Annotated in this window: 28 protein-coding genes; 1 reads left to right on the forward strand and 27 read right to left on the reverse strand. The window is 33.7% G+C overall.

Features of this window, described 5'->3' with window-relative positions; genetic code table 11:
- Positions 1–228: 228 nt before the first annotated feature.
- The 6 genes from CHSO_RS00260 to CHSO_RS00290 all read right to left on the reverse strand — a co-directional run bounded on the left by CHSO_RS00260 (position 229) and on the right by CHSO_RS00290 (position 5,572).
- Positions 229–1,266, reverse strand: a complete 1,038-nt coding sequence (locus CHSO_RS00260; RefSeq protein ID WP_144428829.1) for a YEATS-associated helix-containing protein — start codon at positions 1,264–1,266, stop codon at positions 229–231.
- Positions 1,267–1,287: 21 nt separating this feature from the next.
- Positions 1,288–2,364: a hypothetical protein gene (locus CHSO_RS00265; RefSeq protein ID WP_045491086.1), complete on the reverse strand. Its 1,077-nt coding sequence runs from the start codon at positions 2,362–2,364 to the stop codon at positions 1,288–1,290.
- Positions 2,361–2,741, reverse strand: a complete 381-nt coding sequence (locus tag CHSO_RS00270) for a hypothetical protein (RefSeq protein WP_045491088.1) — start codon at positions 2,739–2,741, stop codon at positions 2,361–2,363. Before CHSO_RS00270 ends, CHSO_RS00265 begins: the two co-directional genes overlap by 4 nt.
- Before the next feature lie 132 nt (positions 2,742–2,873).
- Positions 2,874–3,662 carry a sensor histidine kinase gene (locus tag CHSO_RS00275; RefSeq protein WP_045491091.1) on the reverse strand — a complete coding sequence of 263 codons (789 nt, stop codon included), beginning with the start codon at positions 3,660–3,662 and terminating at the stop codon, positions 2,874–2,876.
- 627 nt (positions 3,663–4,289) lie between these two features.
- Positions 4,290–4,934, reverse strand: coding sequence for a hypothetical protein (locus CHSO_RS00285; RefSeq protein ID WP_045491095.1), 645 nt, complete (start codon positions 4,932–4,934; stop codon positions 4,290–4,292).
- Positions 4,935–4,939: 5 nt separating this feature from the next.
- A complete protein-coding gene (locus CHSO_RS00290) occupies positions 4,940–5,572 on the reverse strand; it encodes a response regulator transcription factor (protein ID WP_045491098.1) in 633 nt (210 codons plus the stop codon).
- Positions 5,573–5,915: 343 nt separating this feature from the next.
- Between CHSO_RS00290 and CHSO_RS00295 the strand changes: the two genes are divergently transcribed.
- Positions 5,916–6,350 (forward strand): hypothetical protein, encoded by a 435-nt coding sequence (locus CHSO_RS00295; protein ID WP_045491101.1) that lies wholly within the window; start codon positions 5,916–5,918, stop codon positions 6,348–6,350.
- Between the two features lie 157 nt (positions 6,351–6,507).
- Here the strand turns inward: CHSO_RS00295 and rplQ are convergent, their stop codons facing one another.
- The 21 genes from rplQ to rplP all read right to left on the reverse strand — a co-directional run bounded on the left by rplQ (position 6,508) and on the right by rplP (position 16,371).
- Entirely contained in the window at positions 6,508–7,011 is a 504-nt protein-coding gene (gene rplQ, locus CHSO_RS00300) for a 50S ribosomal protein L17 (protein WP_045491105.1), read from the reverse strand.
- A 6-nt stretch (positions 7,012–7,017) separates the two neighbouring features.
- Positions 7,018–8,013 carry a DNA-directed RNA polymerase subunit alpha gene (locus tag CHSO_RS00305; RefSeq protein WP_045491108.1) on the reverse strand — a complete coding sequence of 332 codons (996 nt, stop codon included), beginning with the start codon at positions 8,011–8,013 and terminating at the stop codon, positions 7,018–7,020.
- 33 nt (positions 8,014–8,046) lie between these two features.
- Positions 8,047–8,655 carry a 30S ribosomal protein S4 gene (gene rpsD, locus CHSO_RS00310; protein WP_045491111.1) on the reverse strand — a complete coding sequence of 203 codons (609 nt, stop codon included), beginning with the start codon at positions 8,653–8,655 and terminating at the stop codon, positions 8,047–8,049.
- 19 nt (positions 8,656–8,674) lie between these two features.
- Positions 8,675–9,064 carry a 30S ribosomal protein S11 gene (rpsK, locus tag CHSO_RS00315; RefSeq protein ID WP_034694697.1) on the reverse strand — a complete coding sequence of 130 codons (390 nt, stop codon included), beginning with the start codon at positions 9,062–9,064 and terminating at the stop codon, positions 8,675–8,677.
- A gap of 12 nt (positions 9,065–9,076) precedes the next feature.
- Entirely contained in the window at positions 9,077–9,454 is a 378-nt protein-coding gene (rpsM, locus tag CHSO_RS00320; protein WP_034738759.1) for a 30S ribosomal protein S13, read from the reverse strand.
- Between the two features lie 7 nt (positions 9,455–9,461).
- Complete coding sequence (rpmJ, locus tag CHSO_RS00325; protein WP_007839480.1) at positions 9,462–9,578, reverse strand: 50S ribosomal protein L36; 117 nt, start codon at positions 9,576–9,578, stop codon at positions 9,462–9,464.
- Positions 9,579–9,640: 62 nt separating this feature from the next.
- Positions 9,641–9,856: a translation initiation factor IF-1 gene (infA, locus tag CHSO_RS00330; protein ID WP_034684855.1), complete on the reverse strand. Its 216-nt coding sequence runs from the start codon at positions 9,854–9,856 to the stop codon at positions 9,641–9,643.
- A gap of 3 nt (positions 9,857–9,859) precedes the next feature.
- Positions 9,860–11,239, reverse strand: coding sequence for a preprotein translocase subunit SecY (gene secY / locus CHSO_RS00335; protein ID WP_045491124.1), 1,380 nt, complete (start codon positions 11,237–11,239; stop codon positions 9,860–9,862).
- A 9-nt stretch (positions 11,240–11,248) separates the two neighbouring features.
- Entirely contained in the window at positions 11,249–11,698 is a 450-nt protein-coding gene (gene rplO / locus CHSO_RS00340) for a 50S ribosomal protein L15 (RefSeq protein WP_045491127.1), read from the reverse strand.
- A 21-nt stretch (positions 11,699–11,719) separates the two neighbouring features.
- A complete protein-coding gene (gene rpmD, locus CHSO_RS00345; RefSeq protein WP_027371710.1) occupies positions 11,720–11,896 on the reverse strand; it encodes a 50S ribosomal protein L30 in 177 nt (58 codons plus the stop codon).
- A gap of 10 nt (positions 11,897–11,906) precedes the next feature.
- Positions 11,907–12,428 carry a 30S ribosomal protein S5 gene (gene rpsE, locus CHSO_RS00350; RefSeq protein WP_045491132.1) on the reverse strand — a complete coding sequence of 174 codons (522 nt, stop codon included), beginning with the start codon at positions 12,426–12,428 and terminating at the stop codon, positions 11,907–11,909.
- A 19-nt stretch (positions 12,429–12,447) separates the two neighbouring features.
- The gene (rplR, locus tag CHSO_RS00355; protein WP_045491135.1) at positions 12,448–12,801 is read right to left on the reverse strand and encodes a 50S ribosomal protein L18; all 354 of its coding nucleotides are present in this window, start codon (positions 12,799–12,801) and stop codon (positions 12,448–12,450) included.
- Positions 12,802–12,816: 15 nt separating this feature from the next.
- Positions 12,817–13,362, reverse strand: coding sequence for a 50S ribosomal protein L6 (gene rplF / locus CHSO_RS00360; protein ID WP_045491138.1), 546 nt, complete (start codon positions 13,360–13,362; stop codon positions 12,817–12,819).
- A 17-nt stretch (positions 13,363–13,379) separates the two neighbouring features.
- Positions 13,380–13,778, reverse strand: a complete 399-nt coding sequence (gene rpsH, locus CHSO_RS00365) for a 30S ribosomal protein S8 (protein ID WP_034694686.1) — start codon at positions 13,776–13,778, stop codon at positions 13,380–13,382.
- A gap of 147 nt (positions 13,779–13,925) precedes the next feature.
- Positions 13,926–14,195: a 30S ribosomal protein S14 gene (rpsN, locus tag CHSO_RS00370; protein WP_002983233.1), complete on the reverse strand. Its 270-nt coding sequence runs from the start codon at positions 14,193–14,195 to the stop codon at positions 13,926–13,928.
- A 3-nt stretch (positions 14,196–14,198) separates the two neighbouring features.
- On the reverse strand, positions 14,199–14,750 hold the full coding sequence (rplE, locus tag CHSO_RS00375) for a 50S ribosomal protein L5 (RefSeq protein WP_045491142.1): 552 nt from the start codon (positions 14,748–14,750) through the stop codon (positions 14,199–14,201).
- An 11-nt stretch (positions 14,751–14,761) separates the two neighbouring features.
- Entirely contained in the window at positions 14,762–15,088 is a 327-nt protein-coding gene (rplX, locus tag CHSO_RS00380) for a 50S ribosomal protein L24 (RefSeq protein WP_045491145.1), read from the reverse strand.
- A gap of 21 nt (positions 15,089–15,109) precedes the next feature.
- The gene (rplN, locus tag CHSO_RS00385; protein ID WP_002983226.1) at positions 15,110–15,478 is read right to left on the reverse strand and encodes a 50S ribosomal protein L14; all 369 of its coding nucleotides are present in this window, start codon (positions 15,476–15,478) and stop codon (positions 15,110–15,112) included.
- A 2-nt stretch (positions 15,479–15,480) separates the two neighbouring features.
- Positions 15,481–15,735, reverse strand: a complete 255-nt coding sequence (gene rpsQ / locus CHSO_RS00390; protein WP_027371715.1) for a 30S ribosomal protein S17 — start codon at positions 15,733–15,735, stop codon at positions 15,481–15,483.
- Between the two features lie 12 nt (positions 15,736–15,747).
- Positions 15,748–15,933 carry a 50S ribosomal protein L29 gene (gene rpmC, locus CHSO_RS00395; protein WP_045491147.1) on the reverse strand — a complete coding sequence of 62 codons (186 nt, stop codon included), beginning with the start codon at positions 15,931–15,933 and terminating at the stop codon, positions 15,748–15,750.
- Between the two features lie 12 nt (positions 15,934–15,945).
- Complete coding sequence (rplP, locus tag CHSO_RS00400; protein ID WP_042720939.1) at positions 15,946–16,371, reverse strand: 50S ribosomal protein L16; 426 nt, start codon at positions 16,369–16,371, stop codon at positions 15,946–15,948.
- Positions 16,372–16,434: the final 63 nt, after the last annotated feature.

Raw genomic sequence — 16,434 nt, forward strand, 5'->3', positions numbered from 1 at the left:
TTTTATTTTTTTAGTTTAGACAAATTTAATCAAAATTTAACTTTTAGGGGTATTTCGGGGGATTTTTTTGAGATAAATCCAAGTTAAATTTTAGTTAATTTATATTATGATAAACTGGGGAATTTCTTTCTCTTAAATCAAAAAATTAATGAGTATGATTTACACTAAAAAACTCCCCAGATCTTAGAATACTGGAGAGCCATTTGTGTTTTACCTTTTTCACATCATCTATCTGTTTCTAAAATCGTTCGGGAAATGTTTTAATTCTGCGATATCACATTCTAAATAGGTAGCTCCATTATCAACAATTGCTCCTACTGTAAAGGCGCCATACGAAACTACATCATAAGAAACTTCCGTTTTACCTTCTGCTTCAATTTTTATTAAAGATTTAGGAAATGAGTCATGTAGAAACAAATACAGGTATCCTTTCAGTTTATTTTCCTCGTGATCTGCTGTAACCCGAATAATCAAATCAAGAAAGCCTGGGATATTTGAGTCTCGGTAACTAACAGAAAGCGTACGTCCATTCATGTGATCTCTTCCTCCAAACCTTCCTTTTTGAGGATCATCGGGATTTGTTATAGGGGGAAGCTTGGGTAAAATCATATCCGGAATTATTTTTCCATCAATGTTGGCCTCATCTGGCAGCGTTTCAAATTCTAATCTTTCATTTGCTATAATGTGTTGAATTTTCTTTTCATCTTTTTTTGCGATTTCACCTTCCAGATTCTCTTTCTCATGCACAGCAACATTTTTAGCTTCTTCCACTTTATTAATATATTCCTGCGTCAGAAATTTATTAATTAACAGATCTATAAATCTCATTCCTGCCGCTGCAGCAAGCATACAATAAGCGATCCATAAAAGATAATCTCTTGCTGCAGATTCTGCATACAGTTTCTCACTTTGTTTTATAGGTTCCTTTTGATTAATAGTCGGATTGTTATTTTTTATGGTATCAATTTTTATTGTCTTTCCAGTACTGTCTATTCTATTATACACATTGTACGAGTGAATGTCTGCCTTAGTTTTTTTAATCAAATTTTCAGCTGGAATCTGGATATTTTCAATGAGTTTACTATCTGCAATTTTTAAAAATAAAGGAACGATAAGAGTTGCTGCAATACCCAATAGTAAACATTCCAGAACAGGCCTTTTTTTCACTTGGGTTTCGGTTACTATATTGGCATCCGAGCAGTAATTAACGATTCCTCCCAGAAGCCCGGTAACAAGCATGATCTTTAAAATATCGATTAAATACATGGTTATTAGTTTTAGTTATAATTATTCTGGTAAGGTATACCTAAACCTTAATTGTGATATAAAGTCGGATGAATTATTATTATAATTTTTTACTAGCCCCGCATTTAAATCAATCCAAAACCCATTTTTCAAGTTAACTTCTGCGCCACAGTTTAGAAGAAGGCTAATTTTTTCTCCTAAATATTTATTAGACTCAATTTGTTCTTCGACGAAAACCTTAATTCTATTACTTCCAAAATAGTTCCTATTAGAAAAACTAAAAGAATTATAGTTCTTATCATGAAAATTATTTAATTGATAATTTACCCCTAATAATATCTGTGCAAATTTTTTAATGGGTATAGCATAGGTCCCCCATAAAGAAAAGTTCCTAAATGAAACATTGGATAGCAAAGAGTCAGGAGATTTTCCAACATAAGCAACCGCAAAATCAAGTTTTTCTGCATTCCAGTTGTTATTTTTATACTGTTTTTTAAATTCATCTAGTCTTTTTTCAAAATCTTCCTCAGATTCAACTATATTTTTGTTAACATACTCATCCATTTCTTTAATCTGTTCATCATTCATATCAATTAAAATTAAATTTTTACTTTTAAGATATCTTTTTATTAAAAAGGATCGTCTTTCCGCATGAACCTTCGCCATATCAAGAAAGTTTTCTAAAGCACCAATATCAGTTCTTAAATCACCTTTATTAATAACTGTTATTCTATATCCAACTGAAATATTCATGGTTTTCAGAGAATCCTTAAATGTTCCCAAAGAGAAGCGAGATGTTTTTAATGCATTATGCTTTCTAAACTCTCCTAATGTCATATCATTTGTTTTCATCAGTAGAATGGGACTGATCTCAAGACCAAAAGATGTTGGTATAATTAAATTTTTCCCATTGAAAAATTCTGAAGAAACAAAAGAAAAATCTTGTGCTATAGATGGTCTTAATATATTGCTCGGTTCTGTTCCTAATGCTTTAAAAGCAGGGATATCAGGTAATGCAAAATTTAATTTATAATTTTTGACTAATTCACTATCTTCTGCAAACTGACTTAATGCAATCATTGGAAACAGCATAAAAATAAGTACAATTAAAGTTTTCATGATGATACTAGTTTTACGATTGTTAAAAAGTTCTTATGTTCTTTCTTTAGTTTATCTGATATAATTGCCTCATCTACAAGTTTGTTATTTTGAAATATCTGTAAACTAATTTTAAAGTTCTTTTCTTCATCTGTATCATCATCTATAGATACAACTGTAGTGTTAAGCATAAGCACTCTACCCAAATTCATTTTTGCAGAATTTGGAAGAACTCTGTTATCATCATGAGAATACACATTCGTACCCGAGTAACTAAAAATAACATTGTTACTTTTCTTTTCAAAAAGGTCTAAGTAATACCCTGCACCTACTACACCGGTAATTTTTACATTGACAGTTACATTTCCATCAGCTACAATTTTAATTTCTTTTTTCATGGCTGTAATTTTTAAAGTTTATACCTCAAAGTTCCTTCTAAAAAACACATCTGTCAATTACACAAAAGGGTGATTATACAAGCAAAACAGCACCATTAGAAATGGTGCTGTTTATAAAATTTATGATAATAACTAGAGTATTATTTCAAAAGTCAGACAAGTTCCTGAGCTTTTGAGTAAGATTTTACACTCTCCTTCTGCCTCTTTCATCCTTCGTTTCATATTACGGAGTCCATTTCCTTCTGATTGATTATCAGGAATACCTATTCCGTTATCTTCGATAGTTATTAAGAATTTATGTTTATGCTGCGAAAAGGAAAGTTTTAAAGCAGTTGCCTGGCTGTGCTTATACACATTATTAACCGCCTCTTTCAAGCATAAAAACAGGTTGCGCCTCAGTTCTGTAGAAATGGGAGTATCAGAAATAATATCTTCGCATTCTGAATGAAGGGTAATTTTTGTTTTCTTTAAAAAATTTCCGGTATAAAGGATGGCATAATCAACAAAGCTTCCTAGCGTATCATTTCCTGAGTTCAGGCTCCAAAGCATTTCCCGCATGGAGATGTTCATTTCATCTGAGGTTTTCAACAATTCGTCAATGTCATGTTGAAGGTCATTGTCCTCAATTTTATATTTTAAAAATTCTGCCTGGAGTTTTAATGCTGAAATTCCTGCTCCGAGATCATCATGCATATCATGGGAAATGCGCTCTCGCTCTTTTTCAATAGATCTTTGTTGTTGGAGTTCTTTTTGGAGAAGCTGGTTTTGATATTCTGCTTCTTTGAGCTGCTTCTCTCTAATAAAAAGTGTTTGTTTTTTATTATGAAGTAGAATCAAAAAAATAATAAATCCAATAAAAAATCCCATTAAAGCCATAGCAATAATGTATGTATTTTTAATCTCTTCAGGCAGACCGTTCATTTAATTTTTGAAATTTAAAAAGAGAGATCAATAATAATAAGTATGTAATAATATTGATTCCCATAAAAATATTATTGATTTGAATTTTAAACTTGGTATCTAATGAATCCAGTATATACATTGGCATTATTCTAAATATAAAGAAAACACTCCAAAGTAAGATTGCTATAGAAATCCAAAAAAAGGGAAGCTCTGTCAAAATTTCTTCTGAAATATTTATATTTTTCTGATAAAACCATAATAGAGAAAGCAAAATATAAAAGAAGGATAAAACTAACCCTATCTTATTACTGAAAACAGTATTATTAAAGATAAGATAAATTGTAATCGTACTAGCTATTGAAGCGGAAATACTAGCTATAGTTTTTATTCTAATCTGAAATTCTTTATTATATTGAAATAAAAAATAAACAATATTGAACAAAAAAAAATAATTGAACAAAAATGAATAATCATATTCATTCATCATTATTTTATATAAGCCATAGCTTTCTAAAATAAATGCTATAAAAAAATAATAAAGAAAGAAATTTTGGCTAGAATTTTTATACTTCAATTTTAAACCCAATGCTTTAATCAGGCATAAAAATAATGTGATATAATATATAATCAATAGAATATTCATAATTATGGATATAACGTTCCTGCATCATATCCAAATGTATTTGTCTCATTTATTGAGTTATTCTTGTTCACTGGATGTACAGCAAAAACAGCATATTCTTGCTTACTCTTTGTTTTAAACATCATAACAAATTTTAGCTTGGTGACATCATAAATAAGGTTACTCACATTATAATTATATGAGTTAACATTGTTTGTTGTATACTCAATCATTTCAGTGTACATACTTTTACCTAGATTCGCTTTATAAAAGCTTCTACCATTTTTTAATTTCTCTATATCGGTGATTTCTTTAAAAAAACCATTATCTAATTCATAATATATATCTCCTTCAGTATATTCATATTCTCCCTGAAGCTCTGAAAAAGTCATAACAATATTTAATTCATTATTTTCTTGTACATAATAAAACTTACAATACTTCTTTGAAATATTGTCCTGTATCAAGCCATTAAAGCTTACAAAATCTATTTCAAAATCTTTTTTAGTCGTCGGATTTTTCTGTTGATAAGTAAGGGTTCCTGCACTTTCATCTTTACGAGGTACACTATCCTCAAAATGTGGTTTATAAACAGAGAAGAAATATTTTTCACAACCAGTCATGGTGACAAAAAATAATACTCCAAATAAAATTTTAATTGTTCTCATAGTTCTTAGTTTTTAAAATGGTTAAATTTATTAATAGCCTCCACTTTATTACTGACGTGAAGTTTTCTATAGATATTTCCGACATGTTTTTTCACTGTATCTATACTGATGCAGCTTTTATCCGCAATTTCTTTGTATAGAAGTCCCTGTGAAAGAAGCTCAAGAATTTCTTTTTCCCGTTCTGTAAGTTCATCCAAACCTTTAATCTCGGGAAGTTTTTTTTCAAAATGCTGCAACACTTTTCGGGCAATAGAAAAACTCATGGGAGCACCTCCATTATAAACATCTCTGATTGACGAGAGAATTTTATCCATACTTTCTCCCTTAACAAGATATCCCATTGCACCGGCTTTTAAAGAATTAAAGATCTTCTCATCATCTTCAAAACTGGTACACATGATGAACTGGGTTTCGGGCATTTCTTTTTTAAGCTTTTCAATGATTTCAATGCCCAGCATATCCTGTAGCTGGATATCCATCATAACAACATTGGGAGAAATATTCGGAAGGTTCTTTAAAGCATCGTTACCATCAAAGAACTGTGCAACGACTCTCATATCCTGCTGATAATTGATCACCTTCTTCAACGCATTGTTGTAGTTCTTTTCGTCTTCTACTATGGCAATGGAAATGCTCATGTCTTTTTTATTTGAAACAAATTTCAACAGAAAACAAATGAGAATCAATTACACATTTGTGTAATCTTAGGAATTGAGTTTAGGGTTATGGTTCGTTTTTAGTCTTATTAAAATTAATTATTTTTTGATTTCAAAGTGATATTTTTTTAATAAATTTTAACAAATCTATCTATCATTGTACTGATAATGATTTCGTTAGTAAAACTCGGGGATGGTTTTCGTATTATTAAAAGAAAAAGAGAAATTATTTGTATAAAAAATAGCAAAAATTCATCATATTGTAAGGCATGATTTTTGTAAAATTAAAGGATAAAAATCATATTGAATATCAAATAATATAATCATGAAAAAAAGTCTTTTAGCACTGAGCGCTGTTCTTACATTAACTGTAATCAGCTGCAAAAAAAGTGAAAGTGGAAATAAGAGTATCATTAAGACAGACAGCTCAGAAACAGTGGTTACTGATAACAACGGAAAAGTTGATTCTGTAACCCAGAGTTCATCAACAGTTGACGTTAATGGACAGAAAACTGAAAAAACAGATTTCGTCTATAAAGCAATGGATGGAACATTGGTAAAAGTAGTATTCAAAAACGATCCGAAAGAAAATACTCTAACCATTACCAGCAATAAAAAAACATTTGTTCTTACTAAGGAAGAGACCAAAGGAGATGAAACAATTTATAAGAAAGATGATATGACCGCAAGAGTAAAGGGAGATAGCCTTCACCTAGAGCAAGGAAATAATATCATTCCGTTGAAGAGAACAAAGATATAATATATCAAAAACGTCCAATGATTTGGACGTTTTTTTATTTAAAGGGATATAGATACACTTCTCAAAATTCTCCCCAGTCTACTATTTGAAAACAACTATCATCACAAAAAAAGCCATCCGAAATTCGGATGGCTTCTCATTGATATCTGAATGAATATTATTCTTCAGTTTTCTCTTCAGTAGTGTCAGCTTTAGCTTCTTCTACTGCAGGAGCATCAGCTACTTCTGCTTTCTTAGGAGCAGCAGTTGATCTTCTGCTTCTTCTTGTAGTCTTTTTCTCTTCAGCATTAGGGTTGTAAAGCTCGTTGAAATCTACTAATTCGATAAGAGCCATATCAGCAGCATCACCTGGTCTGAAACCTGTCTTAATGATTCTTGTATAACCACCGTTTCTTTCAGCGATTTTAGGAGCTACAGTTCTGAATAATTCAGCAACCGCAAATTTATTTTGAAGGTAAGAGAATACTACTCTTCTGTTATGTGTAGTATCTTCTTTTGCTTTTGTTAATAGAGGCTCAACATATACTCTTAAAGCTTTAGCTTTAGCTACAGTAGTGTTGATTCTTTTATGCTCAATTAGAGAACAAGCCATATTAGAAAGTAAAGCACTTCTGTGAGAAGCTGTTCTTCCTAAGTGATTGAATTTTTTACCGTGTCTCATTATTAATTATTTATCAGCGTCTAACTTATATTTTGCAACGTCGAAACCGAAGTTAAGACCTTTTGAATGCACTAATTCTTCTAGTTCTGTCAAAGATTTTTTACCAAAATTTCTGAATTTCATCAAATCAGACTTACTGTAAGAAACTAATTCTCCAAGAGTTTCCACTTCAGCCGCTTTCAGACAGTTAAGGGCTCTTACAGAAAGATCCATATCTGCTAATTTAGACTTAAGTAATTGTCTTGTGTGAAGAGTTTCTTCATCATATTGGATAGATGCTTTTACAGCTTCAGTCTCCAAAGTGATTCTCTCATCAGAGAACAACATGAAGTGATAAATTAATATCTTAGAAGCTTCTGTTAAAGCATTCTGAGGGCTAATAGACCCATCAGTTTCAATATCTAATACAAGTTTTTCGTAGTCTGTTTTTTGCTCTACACGATAATTTTCAATACTGTACTGTACTTTCTTGATTGGCGTGAAAATAGAGTCAATAGCAATAGTACCTACAGGTGCGTTGTTTGACTTATTTTGTTCTGAAGGAACATATCCTCTACCTTTTTCAATATTGAAAGTAATTTCGAAAGTTACATCAGTATTTAGGTTACAAATCACTAAATCCGGGTTTAAAACCTCGAATCCGTTGATCGATTTTCCTAAATCTCCAGCAGTAATAACCGTTTGACCTGAAACTTTAGCAACAACCTGCTCGTTAGCCTGGCCTTCTGCTGAAGCTTTTAATCTAACCTGCTTTAGGTTAAGAATAATTTCGGTAACGTCTTCGATTACTCCTGGAATAGTTGAAAATTCGTGCTCTACACCTTCTATTTTGATAGATGAAATAGCGTATCCTTCCAGAGAAGAAAGCAACACTCTTCTCAAAGCATTACCGATTGTAAGCCCGAAACCTGGTTCTAAAGGTCTGAATTCAAATTGACCTTTAAATTCATCAGAGTTAAGTAAAATTACTTTATCGGGTTTTATGAATTGTAAAATTGCCATATTATTGGGTTGAGCAAAAATTTGATTAAAAAATTATTTAGAGTAAAGTTCGACGATAAGGTTCTCCTTAATGTCCTCCGGAATTTGGATTCTTTCAGGAGCAGAAATGAAGGTACCTTCTTTCTTCTCATCGTTGAATTGTAACCACTCATAGTTTGACTTAGAAGCCAATGCATTGGTAACAACTTCAAGAGACTTAGACTTTTCTCTTACAGCGATTACATCACCAGCTTTTACCAAGTAAGAAGGGATATTAAGAATCTCTCCGTTCACAGTGATGTGTCTGTGAGAAACTAATTGTCTTGCACCAGATCTAGTTTTAGCAAAACCTAATCTGTATACAACGTTATCCAATCTTGATTCACAAAGTTGTAATAGAACTTCCCCTGTTACTCCTTTGCTTCTGTGTGCTTTTTCAAATAAGTTAGCAAACTGTCTTTCTAAAATACCGTAAGTATATTTAGCTTTTTGTTTTTCAGCTAACTGAACTGCGTATTCTGATTTTTTAGCACCTCTTCTTTTGTTAGGACCGTGTTGTCCTGGCGGTTGGTTTTTTCTCTTTTCGAAGTTTTTGTCATCTCCGTAGATTGCAGCACCAAACTTTCTAGCAATCTTAGTTTTAGGTCCAATATATCTTGCCATAATGGGTAAATTCTAAAAATTAAACTCTTCTTCTTTTTGGTGGTCTACATCCGTTGTGTGGCATTGGAGTCACATCAACGATTTCGCTAACTTCAATTCCTGAATTGTGGATAGATCTGATAGCAGATTCTCTACCTGCACCTGGACCTTTCACAAACACCTTTACTCTTCTTAAACCAGCTTCGTGAGCTACAGCAGAGCAATTTTCAGCTGCCATCTGAGCAGCAAATGGAGTATTCTTTTTAGAACCTCTGAATCCCATTTTACCGGCAGAAGCCCAAGAGATAACCTCTCCGTTTTTATTTGTTAAAGAAATGATGATGTTATTGAAAGAAGCTTGAATATGCGCTTCACCAATAGCTTCAACTTTTACTTTTCTCTTCTTAACTACTTTAGTTTGTTTTGCCATAATTCCTAACGATTATTTACTAGCTTTTTTCTTGTTAGCAACAGTTTTTCTCTTTCCTTTTCGGGTTCTAGAGTTGTTTTTCGTTCTCTGGCCTCTTAAAGGTAATCCAAGTCTGTGACGTATTCCTCGTTGGCATCCTATGTCCATTAATCTCTTAATGTTCAATTGCACTTCAGATCTTAATTCTCCTTCTACTTTTACGTTTTCTGAGATATAAGTTCTGATGGCAGCCAATTCATCGTCATTCCATTCGTTGACTTTTTTGTCTTCGCTGATACCGGCAGCTTTAAGGATTTCAGAAGAAGTATTTCTTCCAACTCCGTAGATGTAAGTTAAACCGATAACTCCTCTTTTGTTTTTTGGTAAATCAATACCTGCAATTCTCGCCATAATTTAATTAACCTTGTCTTTGTTTAAATTTTGGGTTCTTCTTGTTGATTACGAACAGTACACCTTTTCTGCGTACGATTTTGCAATCAGCGCTTCTTTTTTTAATTGATGCTCTTACTTTCATTTTGATAGTATTTATTTTTTACAAATGCCAAATGGAATGAGAATTCCATTTGGCTACTTGTTTTAATATCTAAATGTGATCCTCCCTTTTGTTAAATCATAGGGAGACATTTCTAGTTTCACCTTATCACCAGGTAAAAGTTTAATATAGTGCATTCGCATTTTACCAGAAATATGAGCGATAAGTATATGCCCATTCTCTAGTTCTACACGGAACTGAGCGTTCGAAAGTGCTTCCGTTATAACGCCGTCTTGTTCAATATGTTTTTGTTTTGCCATAAATTAATATCCAGTCGTTCTAGACAGTTTAGACTGCATTAAGCCATCATAATGATGATTCAGCAGATAAGTATTAATCTGTTGAACAGTATCTAAAATTACACCTACCATAATTAATAGTGACGTTCCCCCGAAAAATAGGGCAAACGCATCTGTCTGAACAAAGCTTCCATGCACAATTGCTGGAAGGACTGCAAAGATAGATAAAAAAATTGCACCTGGCAAGGTAATTTTTGATAAAATATCATCTAAGTAATCTGCTGTCTCTTTTCCGGGTCTTACTTTCGGTACTAAACCTCCATTTCTCTTCAAATCATCAGCCATTTGGTTCACCGGAATTGTAATTGCAGTATAGAAAAACGAGAAGATAATAATTAATAGCGCAAACAATACATTGTATTGCCAGCTAAAAACATTCTTGAAACCTGCAAGAAAAGTGTTAGACTCATCGAATTTTGTTAATAATCCTGGTACGAACATCAATGCCTGAGCAAAGATAATCGGCATTACACCAGCAGCATTTACTTTCAATGGAATCCATTGTCTTGCGCCCTGCATAAGATTCTTGTTTACACCTCCTCTTGCTTGAGCCCTGCTTACATACTGAATTGGAATTTTTCTAACAGCCACTGATAAAATCACTGCTAAAAGAACAACCAACATCCAGAATAATACTTCAATAAGGATCATGATAGATCCCATTCCTCCTTTTCCGTTCTGCACGGCCATCTCCTGAACGAATGCCTCAGGTAATCTTGAAAGAATCCCCACCATAATAAGGATAGAGATACCATTTCCGATTCCCTTATCGGTAATCTTTTCACCTAACCACATTGCAAACACTGAACCACCTACCAGGATAACAATACTTGGTAACCAGAACATGATTGAATTTGGTTCTACAAAATATGCAGATTGGAACTGAGCATACGGTAAGAATAATTGAGTAATAGAAGTTAAGTAAGAAGGTGCCTGTACCAGACAAACCCCAATCGTTAACCATCTTGTAATTTGGTTCAATGTATTTCTACCTGACTCTCCATCTTTCTGAAGCTTCTGAAGATAAGGAATAGCCATCCCCATCAACTGAACAATAATAGAAGCAGAAATATAAGGCATGATTCCTAACGCCATTACGGAAGCGTGGCTGAAAGCCCCCCCCGTAAACGACGAAAGCAAGCCAAGGAGACCTGCTCCTTGCTTGTTACCGCCTTGATTTTTATAATGCTCTAAGAGATCTCCCACCTCTGCAAGATTAATTGCGGGAAGTGAGATATAAGATGCGAATCTATACACAAGGATAATACCTAAAGTGAAGAGAATTTTATCTCTCAATTCTTTAAGACTCCAAATATTTTTAAGTGTTTGTATAAATTCTTTCATTAGTAAGTATTATAAGGTAATTGCTTTTCCACCTGCCTTAGCAATAAGCTCTTCAGCAGATTTAGTGAATTTGTCAGCAGAGATTGAAACCGCAGATTTCAATTCTCCTCTACCCATAATTTTCACTAATTCGTTTTTAGAAACTATCCCGTTTGCTACTAAAACTTCTTTCGTGATCTCACCAGTGATGGATTTGTTCTCGATTAAAATTTGGATAGTATCAAGGTTAACTCCTCTAAACTCTTTTCTGTTTACGTTTTTGAATCCGAATTTAGGTAATCTTCTTTGTAAAGGCATCTGTCCACCTTCGAAACCGATCTTCTGAGAATAACCAGCTCTAGCTTTCTGACCTTTGTGTCCTTTTGTTGAAGTACCTCCTTTTCCAGTACCTTGTCCTCTACCAATTCTTTTTGAATTGAATGTAGAACCTGCTGCTGGTTGTATATTGTTTAAATTCATTTTAAATTCTCTTTTATAAAATTATTTTTGAACTTCAAGTAAGTGACCCACTGCAGCGATCATTCCTAAGATAGAAGGAGTCGCTTCATGTTCTACAACTTGGTGAAGTTTTTTTAATCCTAATGCTTCAAGCGTTCTCTTTTGGGTTTTTGTTCTACCAATAGCGCTTCTTACTTGCTTTACTTTAATTGTTGCCATTGTTTATATATTAACCGTTAAACACTTTACTTAGAGAAACTCCTCTCATTCTTGCGATCTCTTCAGGTCTTCTGATATCTAATAACGCTTTGAAAGTAGCTTTCACTACGTTGTGAGGGTTAGAAGATCCTTTAGATTTTGAAAGGATATCGTGAATACCAGCTGATTCCAATACCGCTCTTACCGCACCACCGGCGATAAGTCCTGTACCGTGAGAAGCAGGTCTTAAGAAGATATCTGCACCACCGTATCTAGCAGTAGTTTGGTGAGGAATAGTGTGGTTCATTACTGGAACTTTAACAAGGTTTTTCTTAGCGTCTTCAACTGCTTTAGCAATTGCAGAAGCAACCTCTTTAGATTTTCCCAAACCAAAACCGATAATACCTTCTTCATTTCCTACTACAACAATAGCAGAAAATCCGAAAGCTCTACCTCCTTTAGTTACTTTTGTTACTCTGTTAACAGCTACGAGACGATCTTTTAATTCTAATCCTCCCGGTTTTACTCTTTCTATATTATCTAGTCCTAACATATTTTCCGAAATTTAATGATTAGAATTTAAGTCCACCTTCTCTCGCACCATCCGCTAGAGCTTTTACTCTACCGTGGTATACGAAACCGTTTCTGTCAAATACAATACTTTCAATTCCTGCAGCGATAGCTTTAACAGCGATAGCTTTACCAACAGCAGCAGAAATTTCAGTCTTAGTACCTTTAGCGTCTACACCTTTTTCTCTAGAAGAAGCTGATGCTAAAGTTTTACCATTTTTATCGTCGATTAACTGAGCGTAAATTTCCTTATTACTTTTGTATACAGATAATCTTGGCAATTCAGAAGATCCAGAGATTTTCCCTCTTACTCTTCTTTTAATTCTTATTCTTTTTTCTAATTTACTTAATGCCATAATACTTATAATTTATTAAGCAGATTTACCAGCTTTACGTCTAACAATTTCTCCTACGAATCTTACACCTTTTCCTTTGTATGGTTCAGGCTTTCTGAAAGAACGGATCTTTGCAGCTACCATTCCTAGAAGTTGGTTGTCGTGAGACGTTAAAGTAATAATTGGGTTTTTACCTTTTTCAGTCAATGTATCAACTTTTACTTCACTTGGAAGTTCTAATACGATACCGTGAGAGAATCCTAAAGCTAACTCAAGTTTTTGACCTGCGTGTGAAGCTCTATATCCTACCCCTACTAGTTCTAGTTTCTTTTCGAAACCTGTATTTACACCAACAATCATGTTGTTGATTAACGCTCTGTATAAACCGTGAAGCGCTTTGTGTTGTTTAGAATCAGATGGTCTGTTAACATTAAGTTCACCATCTTTTTGTTCTAAAGTAATTCCTGCTGTAAGCTCTTGAGAAAGTTCTCCTTTTGCTCCTTTTACAGTTACTACACCGTTGTTTTCAGTGACTGTAACTCCAGCTGGAATTGTTATAATTGCTTTACCAATTCTTGACATTTTCCTCTGATTAAAAATTAATAAACATAGCAGATTACTTCACCGCCTACTTTCTCTTCTCTAGCTTTCTTGTCAGTCATTACTCCTTTAGAAGTAGAGATGATAGAAATACCCAAACCGTTTAGTACTCTTGGAAGTTCAGTAGAACCTTTGTACTGTCTTAAACCTGGTCTTGAAGCTCTTTGGATAGACTTAATAGCAGGTTTGTTAGTTTGCTTATCGTACTTTAAAGCGATTTTGATCACTCCTTGAACAGCGTTATCTTCAAACTTATAGTTTAAGATATACCCTTGATCAAATAGGATCTTAGTAATCTCCTTTTTGATTTTCGATGCAGGAATTTCCACCACTTTGTGGCCTGCGCTTTGTGCGTTCCTTACTCTTGTTAGGAAATCTGAAATTGGATCTGTTACCATTTTTCTTTTATAAATTATTGGTTAAAGAACAATCAGTTTTGAAAAGACTTGAAGAGAAAAATATCAGACTTCAGAAAACTTCGGTCTGATATTATTATTCTTTAGTATCTCGACAACTTAATTGTCCCGATTTTTAATTAGTAATTATTACCAACTAGCTTTTCTTACACCTGGGATAAGACCGTTGTTAGCCATTTCTCTGAAAGTTACTCTGGAAATACCAAACGTTCTCATGTATCCTCTTGGTCTACCTGTTAGTTTACATCTGTTGTGTAATCTTACAGGAGAAGCATTTTTCGGCAATTTTTGAAGTCCTTCGTAATCACCAGCTTCTTTAAGAGCTTGTCTTTTAGCAGCGTATTTAGCAACTAGTGCTTCTCTTTTGCGCTCACGCGCTTTCATTGATTCTTTAGCCATTTCTTAGTTCTTTTTAAATGGTAAACCGAAGTGAGTTAATAATGCTTTAGCTTCTTTATCTGTTTTCGCAGTAGTTACGAAAGTGATGTCCATCCCTTGGATTTTTTTCACTTTGTCAATTACGATTTCAGGGAAGATAATTTGCTCAGTAATACCTAAGTTGTAGTTACCTCTACCATCGAAACCATCTGCTTTGATACCAGAGAAATCTCTGATACGTGGTAAAGCAGAAGAAGTAAGTCTGTCTAAGAACTCATACATTCTGTGAGCTCTTAAAGTTACTTTAGCTCCTACAGGCATCCCTTTTCTAAGTTTGAATGCAGCTTCGTCTTTCTTAGAGATTGTACCTACTGCTTTCTGACCAGTGATGTTTGTAAGTTCTTCTACAGCATAATCGATAATTTTCTTATCTGCAGTAGCGTCTCCTAAACCTTGTGATACAACGATTTTCTCTAATCTAGGTACTTGCATGATTGACTTGTACCCGAATTCTTCCATCATTGCAGGAACAATTGTCTCTTTGTATATTTTTTTGGGTCTTGCTATAAATTCCATGTTAATTCAAATTATAAAGTTTCACCCGTTTTTTTGTTGATTCTTACTTTCTTATCTCCTTCGATTTTGTAACCGATTTTGATAGCTTTTCCGTCTTTACCAACTAAAGCTATGTTTGAGATATGGATTGAAGCTTCTTTTTCAACGATTCCTCCTTGAGGATTAGAAGCTGAAGGCTTAACGTGCTTTTTGATGATGTTAAGTCCTGCAACAATTACTCTAGGGTCTCTTCCTTCTTTCTTGATCACTTCAATAACTTCACCAGTCTTACCTTTGATATCTTTCTTACCAGTAGTAATGATTACGTTATCTCCTCTTTTTATTTTTAACTTTGACATTTCTTTTAAAAATTTTAAAAATTAAAGTACTTCAGGAGCTAATGAAATGATTTTCATATATTCTTTGTCTCTCAACTCACGAGCAACCGGTCCGAAAACACGTGTTCCTCTCATTTCTCCCGCTGCGTTTAGTAATACACAAGCATTGTCGTCGAATTTGATGTATGAACCATCTTTTCTTCTTACCGCTTTTTTAGTTCTTACTACTACAGCTTTAGATACCTGACCTTTTTTTGCGTTTCCTGATGGTGTAGAATCTTTGATCGTAACAACGATTTTATCACCAACTGAAGCATATCTTCTTCTGGTTCCTCCCAGAACTCTAATAACTAGTACTTCTTTAGCACCTGTGTTATCAGCAACTTTTAATCTTGATTCTGTTTGTAACATTATTACTTAGCTTTTTCAATGATTCTTACTAATCTCCATCTCTTGCTCTTGCTTAAAGGTCTAGTTTCTTGGATAAGAACTGTATCACCTTCTGTGCATTCGTTGTTCTCGTCGTGTGCAGTATATTTTTTCGTTTTCAAAACGAATTTACCGTACATCGGGTGCTTTACTCTTGTAGTTTCACTAACAACAATAGTTTTTTCCATTTTATTGCTGGAAACCACTCCGATTCTTTCTTTTCTTAAATTTCTATCCATTGTAAAATGAAATTATTGTTTGTTAGTTAACTCAGTGTTTAGTCTTGCGATTGCTTTTCTCAAATCTCTGATTTGAATCGGGTTTTCAATTGGGCTGATTGCATGAGCCAATTTCAATTTAGAATATTGAGCTTTTGCTTCAGTTAATTGAGTTTGAATATCACCCGCGCTTAAATTTTTAATATCAGCTTTTTTCATTGTATTCAAAGATTATAGAGGTTTAACAAAATCGTTAGCAACGATGAATTTAGTAACTACTGGTAATTTTTGTGCAGCAAGTCTTAAAGCTTCCTTAGCAATTTCGTAAGGTACACCTCCGATCTCGAACATAATCTTACCTGGTTTTACTACAGCTACCCAGTATTCAACAGCACCTTTACCTTTACCCATACGTACTTCCGCTGGTTTCTTTGTAATTGGCTTATCTGGGAAGATTTTGATCCATAGTTGACCTTCTCTCTTCATATATCTTGTCGCAGCAATACGCGCAGCTTCAATTTGTCTTGCAGTGATCCAAGCTCCCTCAGTTGCTTTGATCCCAAAAGTTCCGTAAGCAAGTTGACTACCTCTTTGGGCATTCCCCTTCATCTTCATCTTGTGAACTCTACGGAATTTGGTTCTTTTTGGTTGTAACATAATTTCTAAATTTTAGATTTTAGATTTTAGATTTTAGATTTTTTTTAATTTTAAAAAAGTAAC

The organism is Chryseobacterium sp. StRB126, assembly GCF_000829375.1.
GTDB lineage: Bacteria > Bacteroidota > Bacteroidia > Flavobacteriales > Weeksellaceae > Chryseobacterium.

Excerpts from the sequence above, each read along its gene's own strand:
- CHSO_RS00270 (WP_045491088.1), bottom strand. The coding sequence starts at position 2,741 with ATGAAAAAAGAAATTAAAATTGTAGCTGATGGAAATGTAACTGTCAAT.
- secY (WP_045491124.1), bottom strand. The coding sequence starts at position 11,239 with ATGAAAGAATTTATACAAACACTTAAAAATATTTGGAGTCTTAAAGAA.
- rpmD (WP_027371710.1), bottom strand. The coding sequence starts at position 11,896 with ATGGCAACAATTAAAGTAAAGCAAGTAAGAAGCGCTATTGGTAGAACA.
- rpsK (WP_034694697.1), bottom strand. The coding sequence starts at position 9,064 with ATGGCAAAACAAACTAAAGTAGTTAAGAAGAGAAAAGTAAAAGTTGAA.
- CHSO_RS00290 (WP_045491098.1), bottom strand. The coding sequence starts at position 5,572 with ATGAGCATTTCCATTGCCATAGTAGAAGACGAAAAGAACTACAACAAT.
- rplP (WP_042720939.1), bottom strand. The coding sequence starts at position 16,371 with ATGTTACAACCAAAAAGAACCAAATTCCGTAGAGTTCACAAGATGAAG.
- rplO (WP_045491127.1), bottom strand. The coding sequence starts at position 11,698 with ATGAATTTAAACAATATACAACCAGCAGCAGGTTCTACATTCAATTCA.
- infA (WP_034684855.1), bottom strand. The coding sequence starts at position 9,856 with ATGGCAAAACAAAAACATATTGAACAAGACGGCGTTATAACGGAAGCA.
- rplQ (WP_045491105.1), bottom strand. The coding sequence starts at position 7,011 with ATGAGACACGGTAAAAAATTCAATCACTTAGGAAGAACAGCTTCTCAC.
- CHSO_RS00305 (WP_045491108.1), bottom strand. The coding sequence starts at position 8,013 with ATGGCAATTTTACAATTCATAAAACCCGATAAAGTAATTTTACTTAAC.
- rplR (WP_045491135.1), bottom strand. The coding sequence starts at position 12,801 with ATGGCATTAAGTAAATTAGAAAAAAGAATAAGAATTAAAAGAAGAGTA.
- rplF (WP_045491138.1), bottom strand. The coding sequence starts at position 13,362 with ATGTCAAGAATTGGTAAAGCAATTATAACAATTCCAGCTGGAGTTACA.
- rpsN (WP_002983233.1), bottom strand. The coding sequence starts at position 14,195 with ATGGCTAAAGAATCAATGAAAGCGCGTGAGCGCAAAAGAGAAGCACTA.
- rpmC (WP_045491147.1), bottom strand. The coding sequence starts at position 15,933 with ATGAAAAAAGCTGATATTAAAAATTTAAGCGCGGGTGATATTCAAACT.
- CHSO_RS00295 (WP_045491101.1), top strand. The coding sequence starts at position 5,916 with ATGAAAAAAAGTCTTTTAGCACTGAGCGCTGTTCTTACATTAACTGTA.
- rpsH (WP_034694686.1), bottom strand. The coding sequence starts at position 13,778 with ATGGTAACAGATCCAATTTCAGATTTCCTAACAAGAGTAAGGAACGCA.
- rpsD (WP_045491111.1), bottom strand. The coding sequence starts at position 8,655 with ATGGCAAGATATATTGGACCTAAAACTAAGATTGCTAGAAAGTTTGGT.
- CHSO_RS00260 (WP_144428829.1), bottom strand. The coding sequence starts at position 1,266 with ATGTATTTAATCGATATTTTAAAGATCATGCTTGTTACCGGGCTTCTG.
- rpsQ (WP_027371715.1), bottom strand. The coding sequence starts at position 15,735 with ATGGATAGAAATTTAAGAAAAGAAAGAATCGGAGTGGTTTCCAGCAAT.
- rplX (WP_045491145.1), bottom strand. The coding sequence starts at position 15,088 with ATGTCAAAGTTAAAAATAAAAAGAGGAGATAACGTAATCATTACTACT.
- rpmJ (WP_007839480.1), bottom strand. The coding sequence starts at position 9,578 with ATGAAAGTAAGAGCATCAATTAAAAAAAGAAGCGCTGATTGCAAAATC.
- rpsE (WP_045491132.1), bottom strand. The coding sequence starts at position 12,428 with ATGTTAGGACTAGATAATATAGAAAGAGTAAAACCGGGAGGATTAGAA.
- CHSO_RS00285 (WP_045491095.1), bottom strand. The coding sequence starts at position 4,934 with ATGAGAACAATTAAAATTTTATTTGGAGTATTATTTTTTGTCACCATG.
- rplE (WP_045491142.1), bottom strand. The coding sequence starts at position 14,750 with ATGGAATTTATAGCAAGACCCAAAAAAATATACAAAGAGACAATTGTT.
- rplN (WP_002983226.1), bottom strand. The coding sequence starts at position 15,478 with ATGTTACAAACAGAATCAAGATTAAAAGTTGCTGATAACACAGGTGCT.
- CHSO_RS00275 (WP_045491091.1), bottom strand. The coding sequence starts at position 3,662 with ATGAACGGTCTGCCTGAAGAGATTAAAAATACATACATTATTGCTATG.
- CHSO_RS00265 (WP_045491086.1), bottom strand. The coding sequence starts at position 2,364 with ATGAAAACTTTAATTGTACTTATTTTTATGCTGTTTCCAATGATTGCA.
- rpsM (WP_034738759.1), bottom strand. The coding sequence starts at position 9,454 with ATGGCGAGAATTGCAGGTATTGATTTACCAAAAAACAAAAGAGGAGTT.